The organism is Synechocystis sp. PCC 7339 (genome assembly GCF_019924095.1).
GTDB lineage: Bacteria > Cyanobacteriota > Cyanobacteriia > Cyanobacteriales > Microcystaceae > Synechocystis.
Map to the genome: position 1 here is coordinate 209778 of NZ_CP063659.1, position 16411 is coordinate 226188.

The following is a 16411-nucleotide window of genomic DNA, read 5'->3' on the forward strand; positions in this document are numbered from 1 at the left end:
GTTTTTCCCTTTTTGCCCATGCCCTTGCCCCGTCTACTGACTATTGTCCTCGCTGTGAGCTTCATTTTGGGGATGGTGATTTGGCTCATTGATGCCATTCTGCGGCTCTACTCCCAGGTGGCTTGGACTTCCCCTTTTTTGGCTAATATTGTCATTTTGCTAGTGATTGGGGTGCTGGCCCTGTTAATTGCCACTTTTTTTTACTATTTCAGCCTAGCCAACCAGCCCAAGGATAGTACCGCTAAAAAACGGCGACGCATTAAATTACCAGAGCAAAAAAATGAAACAGCGGCGGCTAATCTACAAGCAGTGCGGCGGCAGATGCAACAAATTCAAGACCAGGTGGCCCAAAAAGCTTTGCTGGAAAAAACCCGCTTAATCGAAGCCCAGTTGCAACGGGGGAATTTGAACCTGGTGGTGTTTGGCACAGGGGCGGCGGGTAAAACGTCTTTGGTTAATGCCTTGTTAGGACAAATTCAGGGGGAAGTGGCCCCCACCATGGGCACCACGATCGCCGGGGAGAAATATTACCTTTACCTGGATGGGGTCAGTCGGGACTTGGAAATCACCGATACACCGGGCATTTTGGAGGCAGGGGTCCGGGGTACCGAACGGGAAACAGCGGCTCGGCAATTGGCCACGGAGGCGGATCTACTTTTGTTTGTGGTGGATAATGACCTGCGCCAATCCGAATATGAGCCCCTGAGAGCATTGGCCAAAATTGGCAAACGATCTTTATTAATTCTCAACAAAGCAGATCTTTATCCTCCAGAGGAATTAGCAATGCTTTTGCAGACCCTACGGCAACGGGTCAAAGCCTTTATTCCTCCAGAAGATGTGTTGGCGATCGCCTCCCGACCCCAGGATGTGGCCATTCAACCGGGATTGCTGATGAAGCCAGAGCCAGAAATTGAGCCTTTAGTCAAACGTTTAGTCTCCATATTGCGTAGTGATGGGGACGATTTGATGGCGGATAATATTCTTTTACAATCCCAACGACTAGGGGATGAAGCTAGGCAAATTATCGAACAACAACGGCAACGGGAAGCAATGAAAATCATTGACCGCTATCAGTGGATTGGGGCCGGGGCCATTGCCGTTACCCCCCTGCCGGTGATTGATTTGTTGGCCACTACGGCCATCAACGCCCAAATGGTGGTGGAAATTGGTCGGGTCTATGGCTGTGAAATTGACGGCGATCGGGGTAAAGAATTGGCGATTTCCTTGGGCAAAACCTTTGTGGGGCTGGGTATTGTCAAAGGAGCGGTGGAATTGATGGCCCAGGCAATGCAGTTGCAACTCACCACCTACATCATCGGCAAAGCAATCCAGGGGGTCACCGCGGCCTATCTAACCCGCATTGCTGGTAAAAGTTTTATTCAATATTTCCGTCAGGATCAGGATTGGGGCGATGGCGGTGTGGCCCAGGTGGTGGAACAACAATTTCAACTCAGTCGCAAAGATGAATTCATTCAAGCCTTTGTGAAGCAGGCGATCGCCAAGGTGGTGGAACCCCTAGAAGATTTTTGGGGTAAAGAGACTACTGAGCATGCCCCAGAACAGCTAGAACTTTTGCCAGAATTACAGGATTTAATACCCTTAGAAGAAGAATTAATCGAAGCCACCTTGCCAGAAGCCAAGGTTTACCAAACCCGCTATGCCGACTGGGATAGCCCCCGGCCCCAACGTCAGGATGACTGGTAATTAAACCATGGCAAAGGAAGAACGTAAAAATCAAAAACACATAAAACATAAAAAAGACGACCACCCCAACGGCGATCGCCAAATCATTCAGCTCGTCAAAGCAACCAACTAAAACCAGTCAGCTACCAAAGCAAAAATCAAGTATCGGTGTCAACCCGACCGTAGAAAATACCCCGGACTTTCACATCAAGGGGTTCCTTCGCACCCAAATCAGTGTCGGAAGGCTGTTCACTTTCAAAAATACCGGCAATTTCCCCAGTGGAACCGTCAACTTGGGTCACCTGCAAGGAAAGGGTCCCTTTACCCAGGGGAGTTTCCTTCTTATTGGTGCTAAAGTTGTCCGCCGCTGAAGGCAGAGCCACCGCGTTGTCATAGCCAGTGTACAGACCCCGGGCTTTAGGATCCAAGAAGCCAGCTCCCCGGTAGGAAGGTACATTGAAATCACCGACAAAATCCGTGGAACTGTTGATGGAAGTGAAACCGGGCTCCGTTGTGCCAGTGAAACTTTTCACTGTGAAAAAGAAAGGTACCTCTTCACCACCGGGCAGTAACACAGTAATCGGTTGGAAATCAATCCCATCCTTTTCCTTAAAAGTCAGCGTGCCATCGGCGGCCACGGCAATGGTGCCTCGGATCTGTTCCAGGCTGGTGGTTTGACGGGTCAAGACCTTACCTTTGACGTATTCAGGCTTTTGGCGTTTATTAATGGGTTCTTCCTTAACAAAGTACTCCTGGGGCTCCATGCAGAAGTCGGAAACAAAATATTTACTATTAGGTTCCACCTCGATGGTGCCTCTGGTGAAGGAAGAAATTTCAGGGCAAACGTTAGCTAGGCCCGTATTTAGAATGTCATCGTAGGTAAGCTGGCTCTTATCAACCGCAAAGGCACTGCCGCTATATAAAAACGTTAGTAGTCCAAAGCAGACTGAAAGCAAAGCCACAATAGACGGACGAAACCTCATGGTTTAACCTCGCTTAAGTCAATCTCAAATTTTTTGTCTTTTTCAGGCCTTGTCCGGCTCCAGACTTACACGGATGCAACCCTAGGGATTATGGACAAAATAGGCATATTTTAACGAGATCCACTCTACCAAACTTTCGTTACCTTACCAGTCATCTGGCGGGAAGGGACATTTCTCCAGAGGGTCGTAGCAAGGCTTTGGCCACAAACCACTATCATTTGGGTTGGTGTTTGTTTGCGAACAGCCCATCTGCCTAACTGAGCTTTATTGGAATCAATGGAATCGATCAACCAAAAATTATGTCTAACTCCCGAGTTAGAAGCCCTCATGACTACTACCGAAGCCCTGGCGGAAGATTACCAGGACGACCATGACCGTTTGCTACAGCTCCTCAGGGTTTTGGAAGCTCTCCACCGTCGCATTCGCATCGACTATTTTGAACCGGCCTTGCCCAATACCCGTCGGGGTTTGTATGGCCTACTGAGAGACATAGAAGAAAGTGGCGGCTGGCCCTACATTGAGCGGGGTAAGCTGAGTCATTTCATCAAGAATTTACAGGAAAGCCTGGAGCAGGAGGTTGAATCCCTGGGGGAGATAGATTAATAAGGCTAAATACTTTGCCCCAGGGGCAACGGTGACGTGGGGAAGTACGGAAAGAATCCGTATCGCATTAGAACTGGGGTGCTAGGATTCGAACCTAGGAATGGCGGGACCAAAACCCGCTGCCTTACCACTTGGCTACACCCCATTGATTAACCTTTGTTATTCTACCAGCACTATTCCGAGTTCTGTCAAGCTCCCCTGAAAAATTTGCGCCGAGGGTGGGAACAAGAATTTTGGACTGGTGCCCCTGGCTGAAAAAATTGCCCCATGGTCAACTATAGTCAGATGGATGGGGGCGAAAGAAAGCAATCTGCCTCCCGGAGTTAATGGGAGACAGTGCCCCACCCAGGGAAACGAATCGATCAACCTAATCAATTAAAAAGTACCCAGGGGAAAACCAGAGCCTGTTTGCTTGGGTTCTCCAGAAGAACTGCGTTGCCAATCATTTTCTTCTTTGATTTGGCTACTGCGGTCATTGATACTCAGGGGAGGGGTATTGGTGTCGTTAATTTCCAACAGAGTTTGGGAATCATTGCCCATATTCTGCTGGGGAAACCAATCTTCTACTTGACGATCCTGGAGACCATCGAGGTCGTTAATGTTGCCTGTGGCCGGTAAGTCTTCGGGGAAAGGTTCCACTGGGTTATAGGATTGGGCTGCAACGGTGACGGGAAACCCGATCACAAAAGCGGTGCCGGCAAGCAGGACTAATTTCCACGGGGAAGGATGGTATTTCATTGATTTGGCCTCTGGTCTGGCAATGGTTTCTAGGCGATCGCCTGTCAAGGCTAACAAATTGTTCGCCTTTTCACTGACCATGGTAACGATGTTTTTTGCTTCCCTGACTAATCCAGGAAAATTTGGCGGGGGGCAGAAATGCCAATACAATCTATCTTGGTCTTCCCTACCCCTAATTTGTTCCCTCCATGGCCTTGCTTTCCCTCAGCAATTATCAATCCCACCAACGTTTAACTATTAATCCTCCTTCCCAAGGGGTTGCTTTGACCGGCCGCCTGCGGGTACCGGGGGATAAGTCCATTTCCCATCGAGCCTTGATGTTGGGGGCGATCGCCACTGGAGAAACGATCATCGAAGGACTATTGTTGGGGGAAGATCCCCGTAGTACGGCCCATTGTTTTCGGGCTATGGGAGCGCAAATTAGTGAACTGAATTCGGAAAAAATTATCGTTCAAGGTCGGGGTCTGGGACAGTTACAGGAACCTAGCACCGTTTTAGATGCGGGTAACTCTGGCACCACCATGCGGTTAATGTTGGGCTTGCTGGCGGGGCAAAGGGATTGTTTGTTCACCGTCACCGGCGATGATTCCCTCCGGCACAGGCCCATGTCCAGGGTAATTCAACCCTTGCAACAAATGGGAGCAAAAATTTGGGCTAGGAATAACGGCAAGTTTGCCCCCTTAGCAGTACAGGGCAGCCAATTAAAACCAATCCATTACCATTCCCCTATTGCTTCAGCCCAAGTCAAATCTTGCCTGTTACTAGCGGCGCTGACCACCGAGGGGGACACCACTGTCACGGAACCGGCCCTATCCCGGGACCACAGTGAACGCATGTTGCAGGCCTTTGGGGCAAAGTTGACCATTGATCCAGCAACCCATAGCGTCACTCTCCATGGCCCAGCGCACTTGACCGGGCAAAGGGTAGTGGTACCAGGGGATATTAGCTCAGCGGCCTTTTGGTTGGTGGCGGCATCTATTTTGCCTGGGTCGGAATTGTTGGTGGAAAATGTGGGTGTTAACCCCACCCGTACAGGGGTGTTGGAAGTGTTGGCCCAGATGGGGGCAGACATTACCCCGGAAAATGAACGATTGGTAACTGGGGAACCAGTGGCGGATTTGCGGGTTAGATCCAGCCGTCTCCAGGGCTGTACCTTTGGCGGCGAAATTATTCCCCGACTGATTGATGAAATTCCCATTTTGGCGGTGGCGGCGGCCTTTGCTGAGGGCACTACCCGCATCGAAGATGCCGCAGAATTGAGGGTGAAAGAAAGCGATCGCCTGGCGGCCATTGCTTCGGAGTTGGGCAAAATGGGGGCCAAGGTCACCGAATTTGATGATGGGCTGGAAATCGAAGGGGGAAAACAGTTACAGGGGGCAGAGGTGGATAGCTTGACGGATCATCGCATTGCCATGGCTTTGGCGATCGCCGCCTTGGGGAGTGGGGGGCAAACAATCCTTAACCGGGCGGAAGCGGCCGCTATTTCCTATCCAGAATTTTTTACCACCCTGGGGGAAGTTGCCCAAGGATAAATAGGCTTAGATGATTTCTTCATATTGGTCTAGATTGGGGGCTGGCAGGATCTCCATTTCTTCTGCGATTGTGTCTAAACTGGGCGCAGGATATGCACGGCGTTCTTGGGTATAGTCCCCTGCTCCAAGGTTAAAATGCTGTAAAAAACGAATAGTTTCAACGGGACCTAAGCTACTCAGAAGCGCTTGGTAGCCATCATTTATTATCTGTTGCTGGGTTTTAATCATTGCTTTGTTCTTAAGGATTGGAGAAGAATCAAAAAAACTCTTGGGCGGTTTGTAAATGTTTTACCAACGTGGTTTGGGGCAAAGGCCCCAGTAAATGGTGCCAGGGGAGTTGATCTGTAACCGACCAATCTGCATGAACCGTATCGTTCAAGCTGGGTAATTGTCCCTTTAACTCCTTAAAAGCTCGCTTAAAACTGCCCAACGTATCTCCATAATGGCGGGTGAGTAAAAGCAATGGGGCCAAACGGCGATCGCCACGGGAAATTAAAGCTTGCATCACTGACCAGTTATAACTTTCGGGGCGAAAATCAATGCCCAGGGGCCGCAGTTTTTTTTGCAAAAATTGTAGACGCTCTTTGGCTTCTGGGTTGACTCCATACCATTGGAACGGGGTGTGGGCCTTGGGGACAAAGGTGCTACAGCCAAAGGTGAGACGTAAACCGGGGGCGACTTTTTTCACTTGCTTTAATAAAGCTACTGTTGCCTCCACATCTGACCTTGTTTCTCCTGGTATCCCCACCATGCCGTAGAATTTCAGCCCCTGTAATCCCCCCGCCTGGGCCCGTTGAGCAGCAGTGAGAATTTCCTCATTAGTCAGTTTTTTATTGATAATTTGCCGTAGCTTTTCCGAACCGCTTTCAATGGCAATGGTGAGGGATTTTGTGCCCCGCTTAGCTAAAGTTTGGGCTAACTTTTCATCCACCGTATTGGTTCGCACTGAAGCAATACTGAGCCGCACATGATCAAATTCGGGTTTGCCTAGGTAATCTAACAATTGGCCAAATTCCGGATGTTGAGTGACCGAAGCTCCCAATAGCCCCAGGCGATCGCTCACCTGTAACCCCCTTTCAATGGCGGGCAGTAAAGACTTTTCCGTATCCGCGGGCCGAAAGGGTAACGTTAGATAACTAGCCAGGCAAAAGCGACACATTTCCGGGCAACTGCGTACCACTTCCACCATGAAAATATTTTCCCAAGCGGCTTTTTCCGTCACCACCGTCGAAGCAGAGAGGACATTGCCCCGATAGGTTTGCTTGCTTACCTGGGCCGGAATGGCGGTGGCGCTGGGATGGATGTAGCTAATTTTCCCCTCAGCCGATTCGTAACCGACCTCGTACAAACTGGGCACGTAAATGCCAGGAATTTGGGCCAGTTTCTCCAATTTTTCCTCCCTGGAACAGGACCGTAGTGCTTGATAGCCATCAATGAAATCTGGCAGTAAATTTTCCCCGTCCCCCAGCAAAATTAGGTCAAAAAAGTCAGCAAAGGGTTCCGGGTTAGCTGTCAGCACCGGGCCACCCCCAAATATTAATGGATCCCCAGGGGCCCGCTCCCTAGCCAGCAAGGGGATCTGCAACTGTTCCAACAGGGTCAAAATATTGCTGTAGTCCAACTCCCAGGAAAAAGAAAAGCCTACTAACTCTGGCGATTGGGGTAATGTTTCGTGGGCATCGGTGAACAGACGACTAACTTCTACGTCCGACCGTTGGGCTAAGGTTGACCAAATTACTTGATACCCCAAACTGGTAATGCCCACACTATAGATATTAGGAAAGGCAAAAATTAATGGCACCGCATCGGCTTGGGGAGAAGCAGGGGTAAACAGTAGCTTTTCGGCCTGGGCTTGGTGCATAAAATCAGAATACTTAGTTAAGTCAATGGCAGATCAAAAATATGGCCACGGCGATCGCCAGGAGGTCAGGAGTTAGGGGAGTTAATGGTAAATTTCCAAATGCAAAACGTAATGGCCCAAGCACTCCTGGGCGGCCCAGAGTTCGTATTCCACCCGCAAAAATTCCGGTAATGGGGAACCCTGCAGGGTAATGTCCCTAGTGTAATTCCGTAACTGGAAGGAATCGCTCAGGTGTCTTTCCTGTTCATTGAGCCAATAGCGGCTAATGCCATAAACTCCCTGCTCCCAAAAATGACGATAGGAAAATTGACTATTGCCCTGGCGAGTCAGCACAATGCGCCGGGGAGAAAGTTCTAACCACAGAAGTTGGGCTGTGGATGACCCCTGTTGATCCCTGCCGGGACTTTGCTCCTGTTCTTGGTGCAGTAGGAGATGAAAGCGGTCCAAATCCTTTTGATAGAGGGTAGCGGCGGTCTCCAGGGTGGAAAGAATGGGCAAATCAGTGGAAATGAGCGATAGGCAAACCGGACGACGGTGGTGGGTCAACATAAAACTTGACGGGTGAGGAGAGAAAAATCAGGCTGTTCAGCCATGGAATGGCAAACAGGATTCTGCTTCAGCATAGCGGTCAACATTGGCCCCCTGCCATAGGGTCCTGGGACAAATTGGGCTCAAGCTGGGAGTGTGCCCAACAATTTGAGATTTTTTTAAAAAAGGGCTTGTGTAAACGAACTTGTAGTTGCTATGATGTTGAATCGTTGAGTCAATCCTCGGTAGCTCAGTGGTAGAGCGGTCGGCTGTTAACCGATTGGTCGTAGGTTCGAATCCTACCCGGGGAGTTCTGTTTTTGTAGGCTAGGATGTCATATTTCTTTGAGCCAGTCGGTGTTTATGATGACTCCGATGACACTCTTCTCGAAATCCTGATCAGACTTTGTTGGATGGTGAGTAAATGGGGCTCCGATTTAGAAAATCTATAAAAATAGCGCCTGGGATAAGGGTCAATCTGAGCAAAAGTGGAGCCAGTCTGTCTATTGGAGGCAAAGGCTCTACTGTAAACATAAGTAGCCGGGGAGTTCGTACAACTTATAGCATCCCTGGCACAGGGATAAGCTACGTCACACAAACATCTTCGGGTAGGAAGACAAGCAATATATCTTCAAATAATAGGTCTGCATACCAAGAATTAATTAAACAACAAAAAGAACAGGAAAAGCAAAGACTATCTCAACAAGCTCAAGATTCCTATGAACTCTTCAAAGAGCAAATAGAATTGATGGCAAATATACTAAAAAATAGAGAGAAAGATCCCTTTGATTGGGAAAGTATTTCTGCTTCAAGGGGAGAATATGTTCAGCATACTTATGTGCCACCTGATTTTATAGAACCACAAAAAAAATTTTCAAAAGATACAATCAGCCAAGAAATAAGAAATAAAAATTCTAGATCTTATATTACATACTTCTTAATTAGCTTGGGCTTAATTCTTTTATTTAAAAATTATTTAATTTCTGTTGTTGTTTTGATTCTAGGGCTGGCAAGCTATTTCTTTGAGAGAAATCGATTAAATAACTTATCTGACCAACATCTACAGTCTAGATTGCTAGAAGAAGAAGAAAGTTTTAATCGCAGTAGACAGAAAATCTATGAAAGTTATATTGGTAAAATTGACTTGGAGCAGAAGGCCCACGAAAATGATGAGCAAACTAAAAAGAAAGTTTGGGATCAGGAAGAAAAGTATAGACAAAGACTAAGAAGTGCTGTGGCGATCAATAACCCGGAACCACTTACTGAACTTCTTGAAATCGAGCTTTCTAATGAAGACCTCCCAGTTCCACTTGTTTTTGACATTGAATTTATCAGTATTGATTCGGTCTCAATTTTTATGGAAATTCCTGAGTTAGATGTAGTTCCAGAGGAAAATATGTTTCTGACTAAAACTGGAAAACTTTCTACCAGAAAAATGGCTCAAAAAGATAGACTTAAACTTTATTCTGATGTTTGTACTGGCTTAACATTACGCTTAGTATATGAAACATTAAGGGTCATTTATTGTGTAAACACAGTAGAAGTATATGGATCAACTGAGCAGGTAAACCCCGCTAATGGACATAATGAAACGATTATATCCCTATACATAAAAATAACAAGGGAAAGCTTTGATAAGCTAGACTTAGATTCTTTGGATCCAACATCAGCATTTATGAGTTTGAATGGCGTCTTTGCGTGCAACAAGAAGGGAGTGCTACTACCTTTAAGAAATATATAAATTAAAGAAGGATAATAAAAATATTTCTTAAGTTGGAGGACTTATAGTTTAAGCTTTGCCGTAGTGATCCCTATCGGTTAGTTCCAACGTGTCGCTGATCGCCGTGCCGGTGTGGTAGGCCGCCAAGAGGACGGGACAGGTTTTTCCCCAGGCAATATGGCCCCGATGATCCAAGGCGATCACCCCTAGGTCAGTGTTATTTTCCAAAGCTTCGGCGATGGATTTTTCCATGGCTTGGTCCAGATTTTGGCCGTCTTTGACCCGGATCACCACCTTGGCGGCTAAACACTCATTGATAATGTCTTCCCCCACTCCGGTACAACTAACCCCAGCAAAACGGGTGGCATAGTTCCCTGCTGGCATAGCGGAATCACTCACCCGGCCAATGCGCTCTAATCCCTTGCCCCCAGTGGAAGTGCCTGCGGCAATTTTACCGTTACTATCCAACGCCACTACCCCAATGGTGCCCTTTCTTGCTTCAATGCTCGCGGTGGGATCGGCAATTAATCGAGCCATTTTTTTACGCACATCTTCCCCCCTTTCCTCCATCCATTCCTGGATACGAAAGTCAGTGGCCGGGTCATAAATGGGCAGTTGCATTTCTCTGGCCAAATCTGCTGCCCCATAGTCAGACAAAATCCGATCCGTTTGAGCCTGTAAAAATTGGGCCATTTGGATTGGGTTTTTAATGCGGGAAACATTAATTACTCCACTAAAATTCTGGCGATCGCCGTCCATTAATGAGGCGCTCATGCGCACCTGGCCGTCGGACTGGAGTACGGAACCAGTTCCAGCATTGAAACGGGGCTCATTTTCCAGCAGTTCACAACCCTGCACCACCGCTTCCAGGGCACTGCCCCCCGCTGTTAGCGTTTCGTACACCGCCGCCACAATTTGACGTAAAGACTGGCGCACAGTGGTCAAGCCTCCCTTATCGTCGAGGGAACTGGCACCGCCATGGATGATTAATTTGGGGGTCATAGAATTTCAGGTAAGGGTGTGAGTGAAGAGAAGAACAGATCAGCGCCAACGGACCGCAGATGGGATAAGCCACCGTTAGTGATTATGAGTCGGAGTCAGAAGAGAAGACAGATCCCAACGTCTAAACTAAATATCCAAACGGCTGTAAATTTCCGCCAGGTTAGTCAAATGTTGTTGGGGGTCAAAGCATTGGTCAATTTCTTCGGCAGAAAGTAAGGCTTGTACTTGGGCATCAGCTCGCACTAACTTTTCAAAATCTCCCCCTTCCGTATTCCAGGCTTGGTGAGCGGAACCCTGCACCACTCGGTAAGCTTCCTCCCGGTTCATGCCTTTTTCCACTAGGGCAAGCAAAACTTTTTGGCTAAAAATCACCCCGCCATAAACGTTCATATTGCGTTTCATATTTTCGGGGTACACCAACAAATTTTTCACCAAATCGGTGGTTTCCTTCAGCATAAAATGGGTCAGAATACAGCAGTCGGGAAAGGCGACCCGCTCCACGGAACTGTGGGAAATGTCCCGTTCATGCCAGAGGGCAACATTTTCCAGCGCCGCCACTGCATGGCCCCGGACCAGGCGGGCCATCCCCGTTAACCGTTCTGAACGGATGGGATTGCGCTTGTGGGGCATGGCGGAAGAGCCCTTCTGGCCTTTAGAAAAATACTCCTCTACTTCCAACACATCGGTGCGTTGCAGGTTGCGAATTTCCACTGCAAATCGTTCTAGGGAAGCGGCGAGCAAAGCCAATTGTTGTACGTATTCCGCATGGCGATCCCGGGAAATAACCTGGGTGGAAGCCGTGTCTGGTTCCAATCCTAATTTCTGACAAGCGATCGCCTCCACTTTGGGGTCAATGTTGGCATAGGTACCCACGGCACCGGAAATTTTCCCCACCGCAATGGATTGGGCCACCCGCACCAAACGATCCCGATTTCTTAAGACCTCCGCTAGCCAACCGGCCAATTTAAATCCAAAGGTGATGGGCTCAGCGTGGATGCCATGGGAACGGCCCACCATGACGGTGTAGCGGTGTTGTTGGGCTTGGTAACGAATAGCCTGAATTAGTTTTTCCAACTGCTCTAAAATCAGGTCTAAGCTAGCCACCAACTGCAATGCCAGGGCTGTGTCCAACACATCAGAACTAGTTAACCCTAAGTGAATGTAACGGCCCGCATCCCCTACATACTCATTGACATTGGTTAAAAAGGCGATGACATCGTGACGTACTTCCGCCTCAATTTCTAACACCCGTTGGGGATCAAATTTGGCTTTGGCCTTGATTTCGTCCACCGCTGACTGGGGAATGTAACCCAACTCTGCCTGGGCTTCACAGACGGCAATTTCCACGTCTAGCCAGGTTTGTAGCTTGTAGGTGTCCGTCCAAATTTTGCCCATTTCAGGCAGGGTGTAACGTTCGATCACGGGGCCAGTTCTCCAAATAACCGCTTAATTTTACTATTTGGCGGCAACCATCGTCAGATATTGGCATTCCAACTGCTAGGGCAAGAATGATCACCGATCCAGACTGAGCAATTATGTCTTCCCCGTTAGAGGCGAAGCAAAAGTTCAGCAGTCAACAAAAATAAGTGGCGATCGCCTAGGTTAACCTAACCTTTTTTGCCGGGTTTAACTGGTTCTAAAGGGCCGTTCACTAGGCCGTTGAAACCATAGATTTCCCGACTACCAGCGTAGGCCACCAAATTTACGTTTTTTTCGTCCCCCGGTTCAAAGCGTACCGCCGTTCCTGCGGGAATATCCAGCCGCATGCCCCTGGCTAAATCCCGGTCAAATTGCAAGGCAGCATTGACTTCGTAAAAATGGTAATGGGAACCTACTTGAATAGGGCGATCGCCAGTGTTGGCCACATTGACGCTGCAGGTGGGACGGCCAGCATTTAGTTCTAGGTAACCTTCGGGGGTAATGATTTCGCCGGGAATCATAGTGGCAATATGGTTAGTTGAGCTATGGGTATTAATCGATTAGCTTAGGGCTGCCAAGCGAAAAATAAGATACTCCCCAACAGTAACCCTAAAAACAGATCCGTGCCCATAGCATAGTTTTTTAAGCTTCAGTGGCATTTTTTCGCACCGCCTTAAACATGCCAAAGCGACAAAGCCCTACCCCAAAGGCAAGGCGCATTAACAAAATAGTGGGCACTTCTCGCACCGATTTGACAAACCCAGGCAAGCCATATTGCAACCAGCCCTGGGGCCGGATAATGCCCTGCCAGATGGTGTCTAACCAAGCAGGGAGGGTGGGGACAGTCCAATCAGCAGTGGTCACCTGGCCGTCCACTAACCCAGTGGCTTCGAGGTTTTCCGCAAAACCTTCAATGCTGGCAAAGGCGGGGTGAGACCATTGATCCAACAATTGTCGCATCACTGGTTTTTCCCAAAGGTTTAACGGCACCTGGCGATCGTCCCGTTGATTCCAATCCGCCACTACCAAAATTCCCCCTGGTTTGAGCACCCGCATTAACTCCTTGGCAAAGACGGCTTTATCGGGCATATGGGGCCCCGCTTCCACTGACCACACCACGTCAAAGCTAGCGTCTGGGAATGATAAAGCCATGGCATCATCCACTGCAAACTTGGCCGTTACATCGGGGGGAGTTAATTCCGTAGCCCGTTTGACTTGCTGGGGGCTAATGGTGATGCCTGTAACGTTAAAACCATAATCTTTAGCGAGAATGCGACTGCTACCACCAATGCCGCAACCTACATCCAACACGGTGGTGCCTGGGGGAAGTGTATTCAAGCCTCCCCACTGGGCCATGGCATGGACAAAATCGATTTTTGATTGGATAAAATCCTTGGCCACCGGGGGATCGTCATAATGGCCGAGGTGGATATGGTCGCCCCAGTAATATTCCAAAATGCCGTCCTCCGTCCATTGGTCATAGGCGTTGGCCACGGAATCCGATGATTGATAGCCCCGGGCGGTGAATAAATATAATCCAGCGGCGATCGCCAGGGAGAGGGAAATTAGGCCAGCGGGCAGAAGCAAAGACTCGGGCATGGAATAGTTAAAAGAGCAGGGAAAGTTAAGTATTAATCTTGTTTAGGTTAACAAAGTTGGGCAGGGCCATGAATCGCTTCCAATCCATCCTTGGCCAAGACCAAGCCATTGCCTTACTACACCAGGCGATCGCCCAGAAGCGCATTGCCCCAGCCTATTTGTTGGTGGGTCCCGATGGGGTAGGCAAAAGTTTAGCCGCCAAGGCCTTTGGGGAAACCTTATTAATGGGATGGGGATCTGAACCCGATCGCCAGGAACGTTTTTTTGCCGGCAATCATCCTGACTTACTGAAAATAGAGCCAACTTTTCAACATCAGGGCAAACTATTAACCGCTTACGAAGCCGAGCAAGCCGGGCTCAAACGAAGGGCGGCTCCCCTAATTCGAGTAGAACAAATTCGAGAAATTAATCGTTTCCTCAGTCGTCCCCCCTTGGAAGCGGACAGAGCCGTTATCCTGATTGAAGAAGCCCAAGCCATGAATGAAGGGGCGGCCAATGCTTTACTAAAAACCTTGGAGGAGCCAGGACGGGCCACTTTGATCCTGCTGGCCCCCAGCGTCGATGCCCTCTTACCCACCATTGTTTCCCGTTGCCAGCGCATTCCCTTTTATCGTTTGGAGGAAGATGACATGGCCAAAATTTTGCAAAGGCTAGGCCGTCAGGAAATCCTTAATCACCCTGAACTTTTGGCGATCGCCCAGGGTAGTCCCGGCATTTTGTTTGAAGCCTGGGAACAGATGCAAAGTATCTCCGCTGAACTGCGGCAAAAGTTAATTCACCCCCCCGTCGATCCCCTGGCGGCGTTTGATTTGGCCAAACTGGTGGACAGTAACCTCGACAATGGTGCCCAACTCTGGTTGGTGGATTATCTGCAATACCATTACTGGCAAAGCTACGGCCAACGGCAATGGCTAGAAATTTTGGAGAAAGCCCGTAAATATCTAACGGCCTACGTCCAGCCCCGTTTGGTGTGGGAATCCACTTTCCTTACCCTCTATCGTCTAGAAAACCATGGCGATCGCCAATAATCAAGATTGTTCCCTTTGAACGGTTCCAATGCCAAACCTCCCTGACAATGGGAGCAAAACCGGCCAAAAATACGTTTAACCAGGGAAAGAAGGTATCCTATGCTACATAACTGTTTCTTAACCTGCTCGTAGTATGGGGTCTTATTTGTTTCCGGTGAACCTATTCTCGGAAATGGCTTCCCTTGTTGACCTAAATAAACTGCGGATAAAAACTTTTTAAGAGCACTGTTTCCGCCCAATAACTCCTCTCCACCAGCCAACAAGCATATTTAGAATCCTTACGAGGTAATAATTTTTCGCGTATGACTAACCCTTTTGGAAGACGTAAATTTTTGCTGTATGGATCAGCAACCCTAGGCGCCAGTCTATTGCTCAAAGCCTGTGGTGGTGGGACAGAACCGACCACTGAACCCACCGACACCCCCACAGAAGGAATGGCCCCCACCGGGGAACCGGTCAAAGTTGGTTTGCTCCACTCCCTCAGTGGCACCATGGCCATCAGTGAAACCACCGTAGTGGAAGCGGCGGAACTGGCGATCGAGGAAATTAATGCGGCCGGTGGAGTATTGGGTCGGCCAATTCAGGCCATCAAAGAAGATGGTGCTTCCGATTGGCCCACCTTTGCGGAAAAAGCAGCGAAGTTGATTGACCAAGACAAAGTAGTTAACGTCTTCGGTTGTTGGACTTCCGCTAGCCGTAAAGCAGTACTGCCCGTATTTGAAGCTAAAAACCACATGCTTTGGTACCCGGTACAGTACGAAGGGCAAGAATGTTCTAAAAATATTTTCTACACCGGTGCCGCTCCTAACCAGCAAATTGAACCAGCGGTGGATTGGTTGTTGGAAAACAAGGGGAATAAGTTCTTCCTAGTGGGTTCTGATTATGTGTTCCCCCGCACTGCCAACACCATTATCAAAGAGCAATTAAAAGCCAAAGGTGGCGAAACCGTTGGGGAAGATTACCTGCCCCTGGGCAACACTGAAGTTACCCCCATCATCACCAAAATCCGGGAAGCTCTGCCCGATGGTGGCGTAATTTTCAACACCCTGAATGGGGACAGTAACGTTGCCTTCTTCAAACAGATCCAATCTGCTGGTTTGACCCCCGACAAATATCCGGTTATGTCCGTGAGTGTGGCGGAAGAGGAAGTACGACAAATTGGTAAGGAGTACCTCCTTGGTCAATTTGCTTCTTGGAACTATTTCCAAAGCGTGGATACCCCCGCCAACCAGAAGTTTGTGGCCGCCTTTAAAGCCAAGTATGGTGAAGACCGGGTGACCAATGACCCCATGGAAGCGGCCTATATTTCCGTTTACCTCTGGAAAGCCGCGGTGGAAGCGGCTGGAGATGTGGGTGAAACTCCCGAAGGGCTAGAAAAAGTCCGGGCGGCGGCGATCGGTCAAACCTTTGACGCCCCAGAGGGCATGGTGACCATGCAACCCAACCACCACATTTCCAAAACTGTCCGCATCGGGGAAGTTAACGACGAAGGTCAGTTCACCATTGTTTGGTCTAGTGAAGGCCCCGTTGATCCCATCCCCTGGAACCAATTTGTACCGGAAACCAAAGGTTTCACCTGCGATTGGACCCGAACCGACGTGGAAAATCCCGGTAAGTTCAAAGCCAGCTAGGTTGGCATCGTTTTTAACCGAGTAAATAGCCATAACACTGATCACTGTTTGATGGTTTGAGTTATTAGGGCCATTGGTCACATTG

The 16411-nt window shown here is 48.8% G+C and carries 15 protein-coding genes and 2 tRNA genes; 7 read left to right on the forward strand and 10 right to left on the reverse strand.

Going from position 1 to position 16411, the window contains the following annotated elements; all coding sequences use genetic code 11:
- Window positions 1-18 precede the first annotated feature (18 nt).
- The gene (locus IQE94_RS00995; protein WP_223342524.1) at window positions 19-1704 is read left to right on the forward strand and encodes a GTP-binding protein; all 1686 of its coding nucleotides are present in this window, start codon (window positions 19-21) and stop codon (window positions 1702-1704) included.
- Window positions 1705-1841: 137 nt separating this feature from the next.
- On the opposite strand, the gene IQE94_RS01000 is transcribed toward IQE94_RS00995, so the two are convergent.
- Window positions 1842-2666, reverse strand: a complete 825-nt coding sequence (locus tag IQE94_RS01000; protein ID WP_194014996.1) for a photosystem II manganese-stabilizing polypeptide — start codon at window positions 2664-2666, stop codon at window positions 1842-1844.
- 327 nt (window positions 2667-2993) lie between these two features.
- On the opposite strand from IQE94_RS01000, the gene IQE94_RS01005 reads away from it, so the two are divergent.
- Window positions 2994-3269 carry a hypothetical protein gene (locus IQE94_RS01005; RefSeq protein WP_223342525.1) on the forward strand — a complete coding sequence of 92 codons (276 nt, stop codon included), beginning with the start codon at window positions 2994-2996 and terminating at the stop codon, window positions 3267-3269.
- Between the two features lie 73 nt (window positions 3270-3342).
- Here IQE94_RS01005 and IQE94_RS01010 read toward each other — a convergent pair.
- Both IQE94_RS01010 and IQE94_RS01015 read right to left on the reverse strand, forming a co-directional pair.
- Window positions 3343-3414: transfer RNA gene (locus tag IQE94_RS01010), tRNA-Gln, on the reverse strand.
- A gap of 230 nt (window positions 3415-3644) precedes the next feature.
- Entirely contained in the window at window positions 3645-4088 is a 444-nt protein-coding gene (locus IQE94_RS01015; RefSeq protein WP_223342526.1) for a hypothetical protein, read from the reverse strand.
- A 107-nt stretch (window positions 4089-4195) separates the two neighbouring features.
- On the opposite strand from IQE94_RS01015, the gene aroA reads away from it, so the two are divergent.
- On the forward strand, window positions 4196-5539 hold the full coding sequence (aroA, locus tag IQE94_RS01020) for a 3-phosphoshikimate 1-carboxyvinyltransferase (protein ID WP_212715564.1): 1344 nt from the start codon (window positions 4196-4198) through the stop codon (window positions 5537-5539).
- A gap of 6 nt (window positions 5540-5545) precedes the next feature.
- On the opposite strand, the gene IQE94_RS01025 is transcribed toward aroA, so the two are convergent.
- From IQE94_RS01025 to IQE94_RS01035, 3 genes are all read right to left on the reverse strand, one after another.
- A complete protein-coding gene (locus IQE94_RS01025) occupies window positions 5546-5767 on the reverse strand; it encodes a hypothetical protein (RefSeq protein ID WP_212715565.1) in 222 nt (73 codons plus the stop codon).
- 28 nt (window positions 5768-5795) lie between these two features.
- On the reverse strand, window positions 5796-7400 hold the full coding sequence (locus tag IQE94_RS01030) for a radical SAM protein (protein ID WP_212715566.1): 1605 nt from the start codon (window positions 7398-7400) through the stop codon (window positions 5796-5798).
- Between the two features lie 81 nt (window positions 7401-7481).
- A complete protein-coding gene (locus IQE94_RS01035) occupies window positions 7482-7949 on the reverse strand; it encodes a hypothetical protein (protein WP_212715567.1) in 468 nt (155 codons plus the stop codon).
- Window positions 7950-8167: 218 nt separating this feature from the next.
- On the opposite strand from IQE94_RS01035, the gene IQE94_RS01040 reads away from it, so the two are divergent.
- Together IQE94_RS01040 and IQE94_RS01045 are read left to right on the forward strand one after the other, a co-directional pair.
- Window positions 8168-8239: transfer RNA gene (locus IQE94_RS01040), tRNA-Asn, on the forward strand.
- 112 nt (window positions 8240-8351) lie between these two features.
- Window positions 8352-9668, forward strand: coding sequence for a DUF4236 domain-containing protein (locus IQE94_RS01045; RefSeq protein ID WP_212715568.1), 1317 nt, complete (start codon window positions 8352-8354; stop codon window positions 9666-9668).
- Window positions 9669-9716: 48 nt separating this feature from the next.
- Here the strand turns inward: IQE94_RS01045 and IQE94_RS01050 are convergent, their stop codons facing one another.
- From IQE94_RS01050 to IQE94_RS01065, 4 genes are all read right to left on the reverse strand, one after another.
- Window positions 9717-10649: an isoaspartyl peptidase/L-asparaginase gene (locus IQE94_RS01050; protein WP_223342527.1), complete on the reverse strand. Its 933-nt coding sequence runs from the start codon at window positions 10647-10649 to the stop codon at window positions 9717-9719.
- Between the two features lie 126 nt (window positions 10650-10775).
- A complete protein-coding gene (gene purB / locus IQE94_RS01055; RefSeq protein WP_212715570.1) occupies window positions 10776-12071 on the reverse strand; it encodes an adenylosuccinate lyase in 1296 nt (431 codons plus the stop codon).
- A 185-nt stretch (window positions 12072-12256) separates the two neighbouring features.
- Window positions 12257-12598 (reverse strand): urease subunit beta, encoded by a 342-nt coding sequence (gene ureB, locus IQE94_RS01060; RefSeq protein WP_249214035.1) that lies wholly within the window; start codon window positions 12596-12598, stop codon window positions 12257-12259.
- A gap of 112 nt (window positions 12599-12710) precedes the next feature.
- Entirely contained in the window at window positions 12711-13667 is a 957-nt protein-coding gene (locus IQE94_RS01065; RefSeq protein ID WP_212715572.1) for a 2-methyl-6-phytyl-1,4-hydroquinone methyltransferase, read from the reverse strand.
- 68 nt (window positions 13668-13735) lie between these two features.
- Between IQE94_RS01065 and IQE94_RS01070 the strand changes: the two genes are divergently transcribed.
- Together IQE94_RS01070 and urtA are read left to right on the forward strand one after the other, a co-directional pair.
- The gene (locus tag IQE94_RS01070) at window positions 13736-14695 is read left to right on the forward strand and encodes a DNA polymerase III subunit delta' (RefSeq protein ID WP_212715573.1); all 960 of its coding nucleotides are present in this window, start codon (window positions 13736-13738) and stop codon (window positions 14693-14695) included.
- Window positions 14696-14997: 302 nt separating this feature from the next.
- A complete protein-coding gene (gene urtA, locus IQE94_RS01075) occupies window positions 14998-16326 on the forward strand; it encodes an urea ABC transporter substrate-binding protein (protein WP_212715574.1) in 1329 nt (442 codons plus the stop codon).
- Window positions 16327-16411 lie beyond the last annotated feature (85 nt).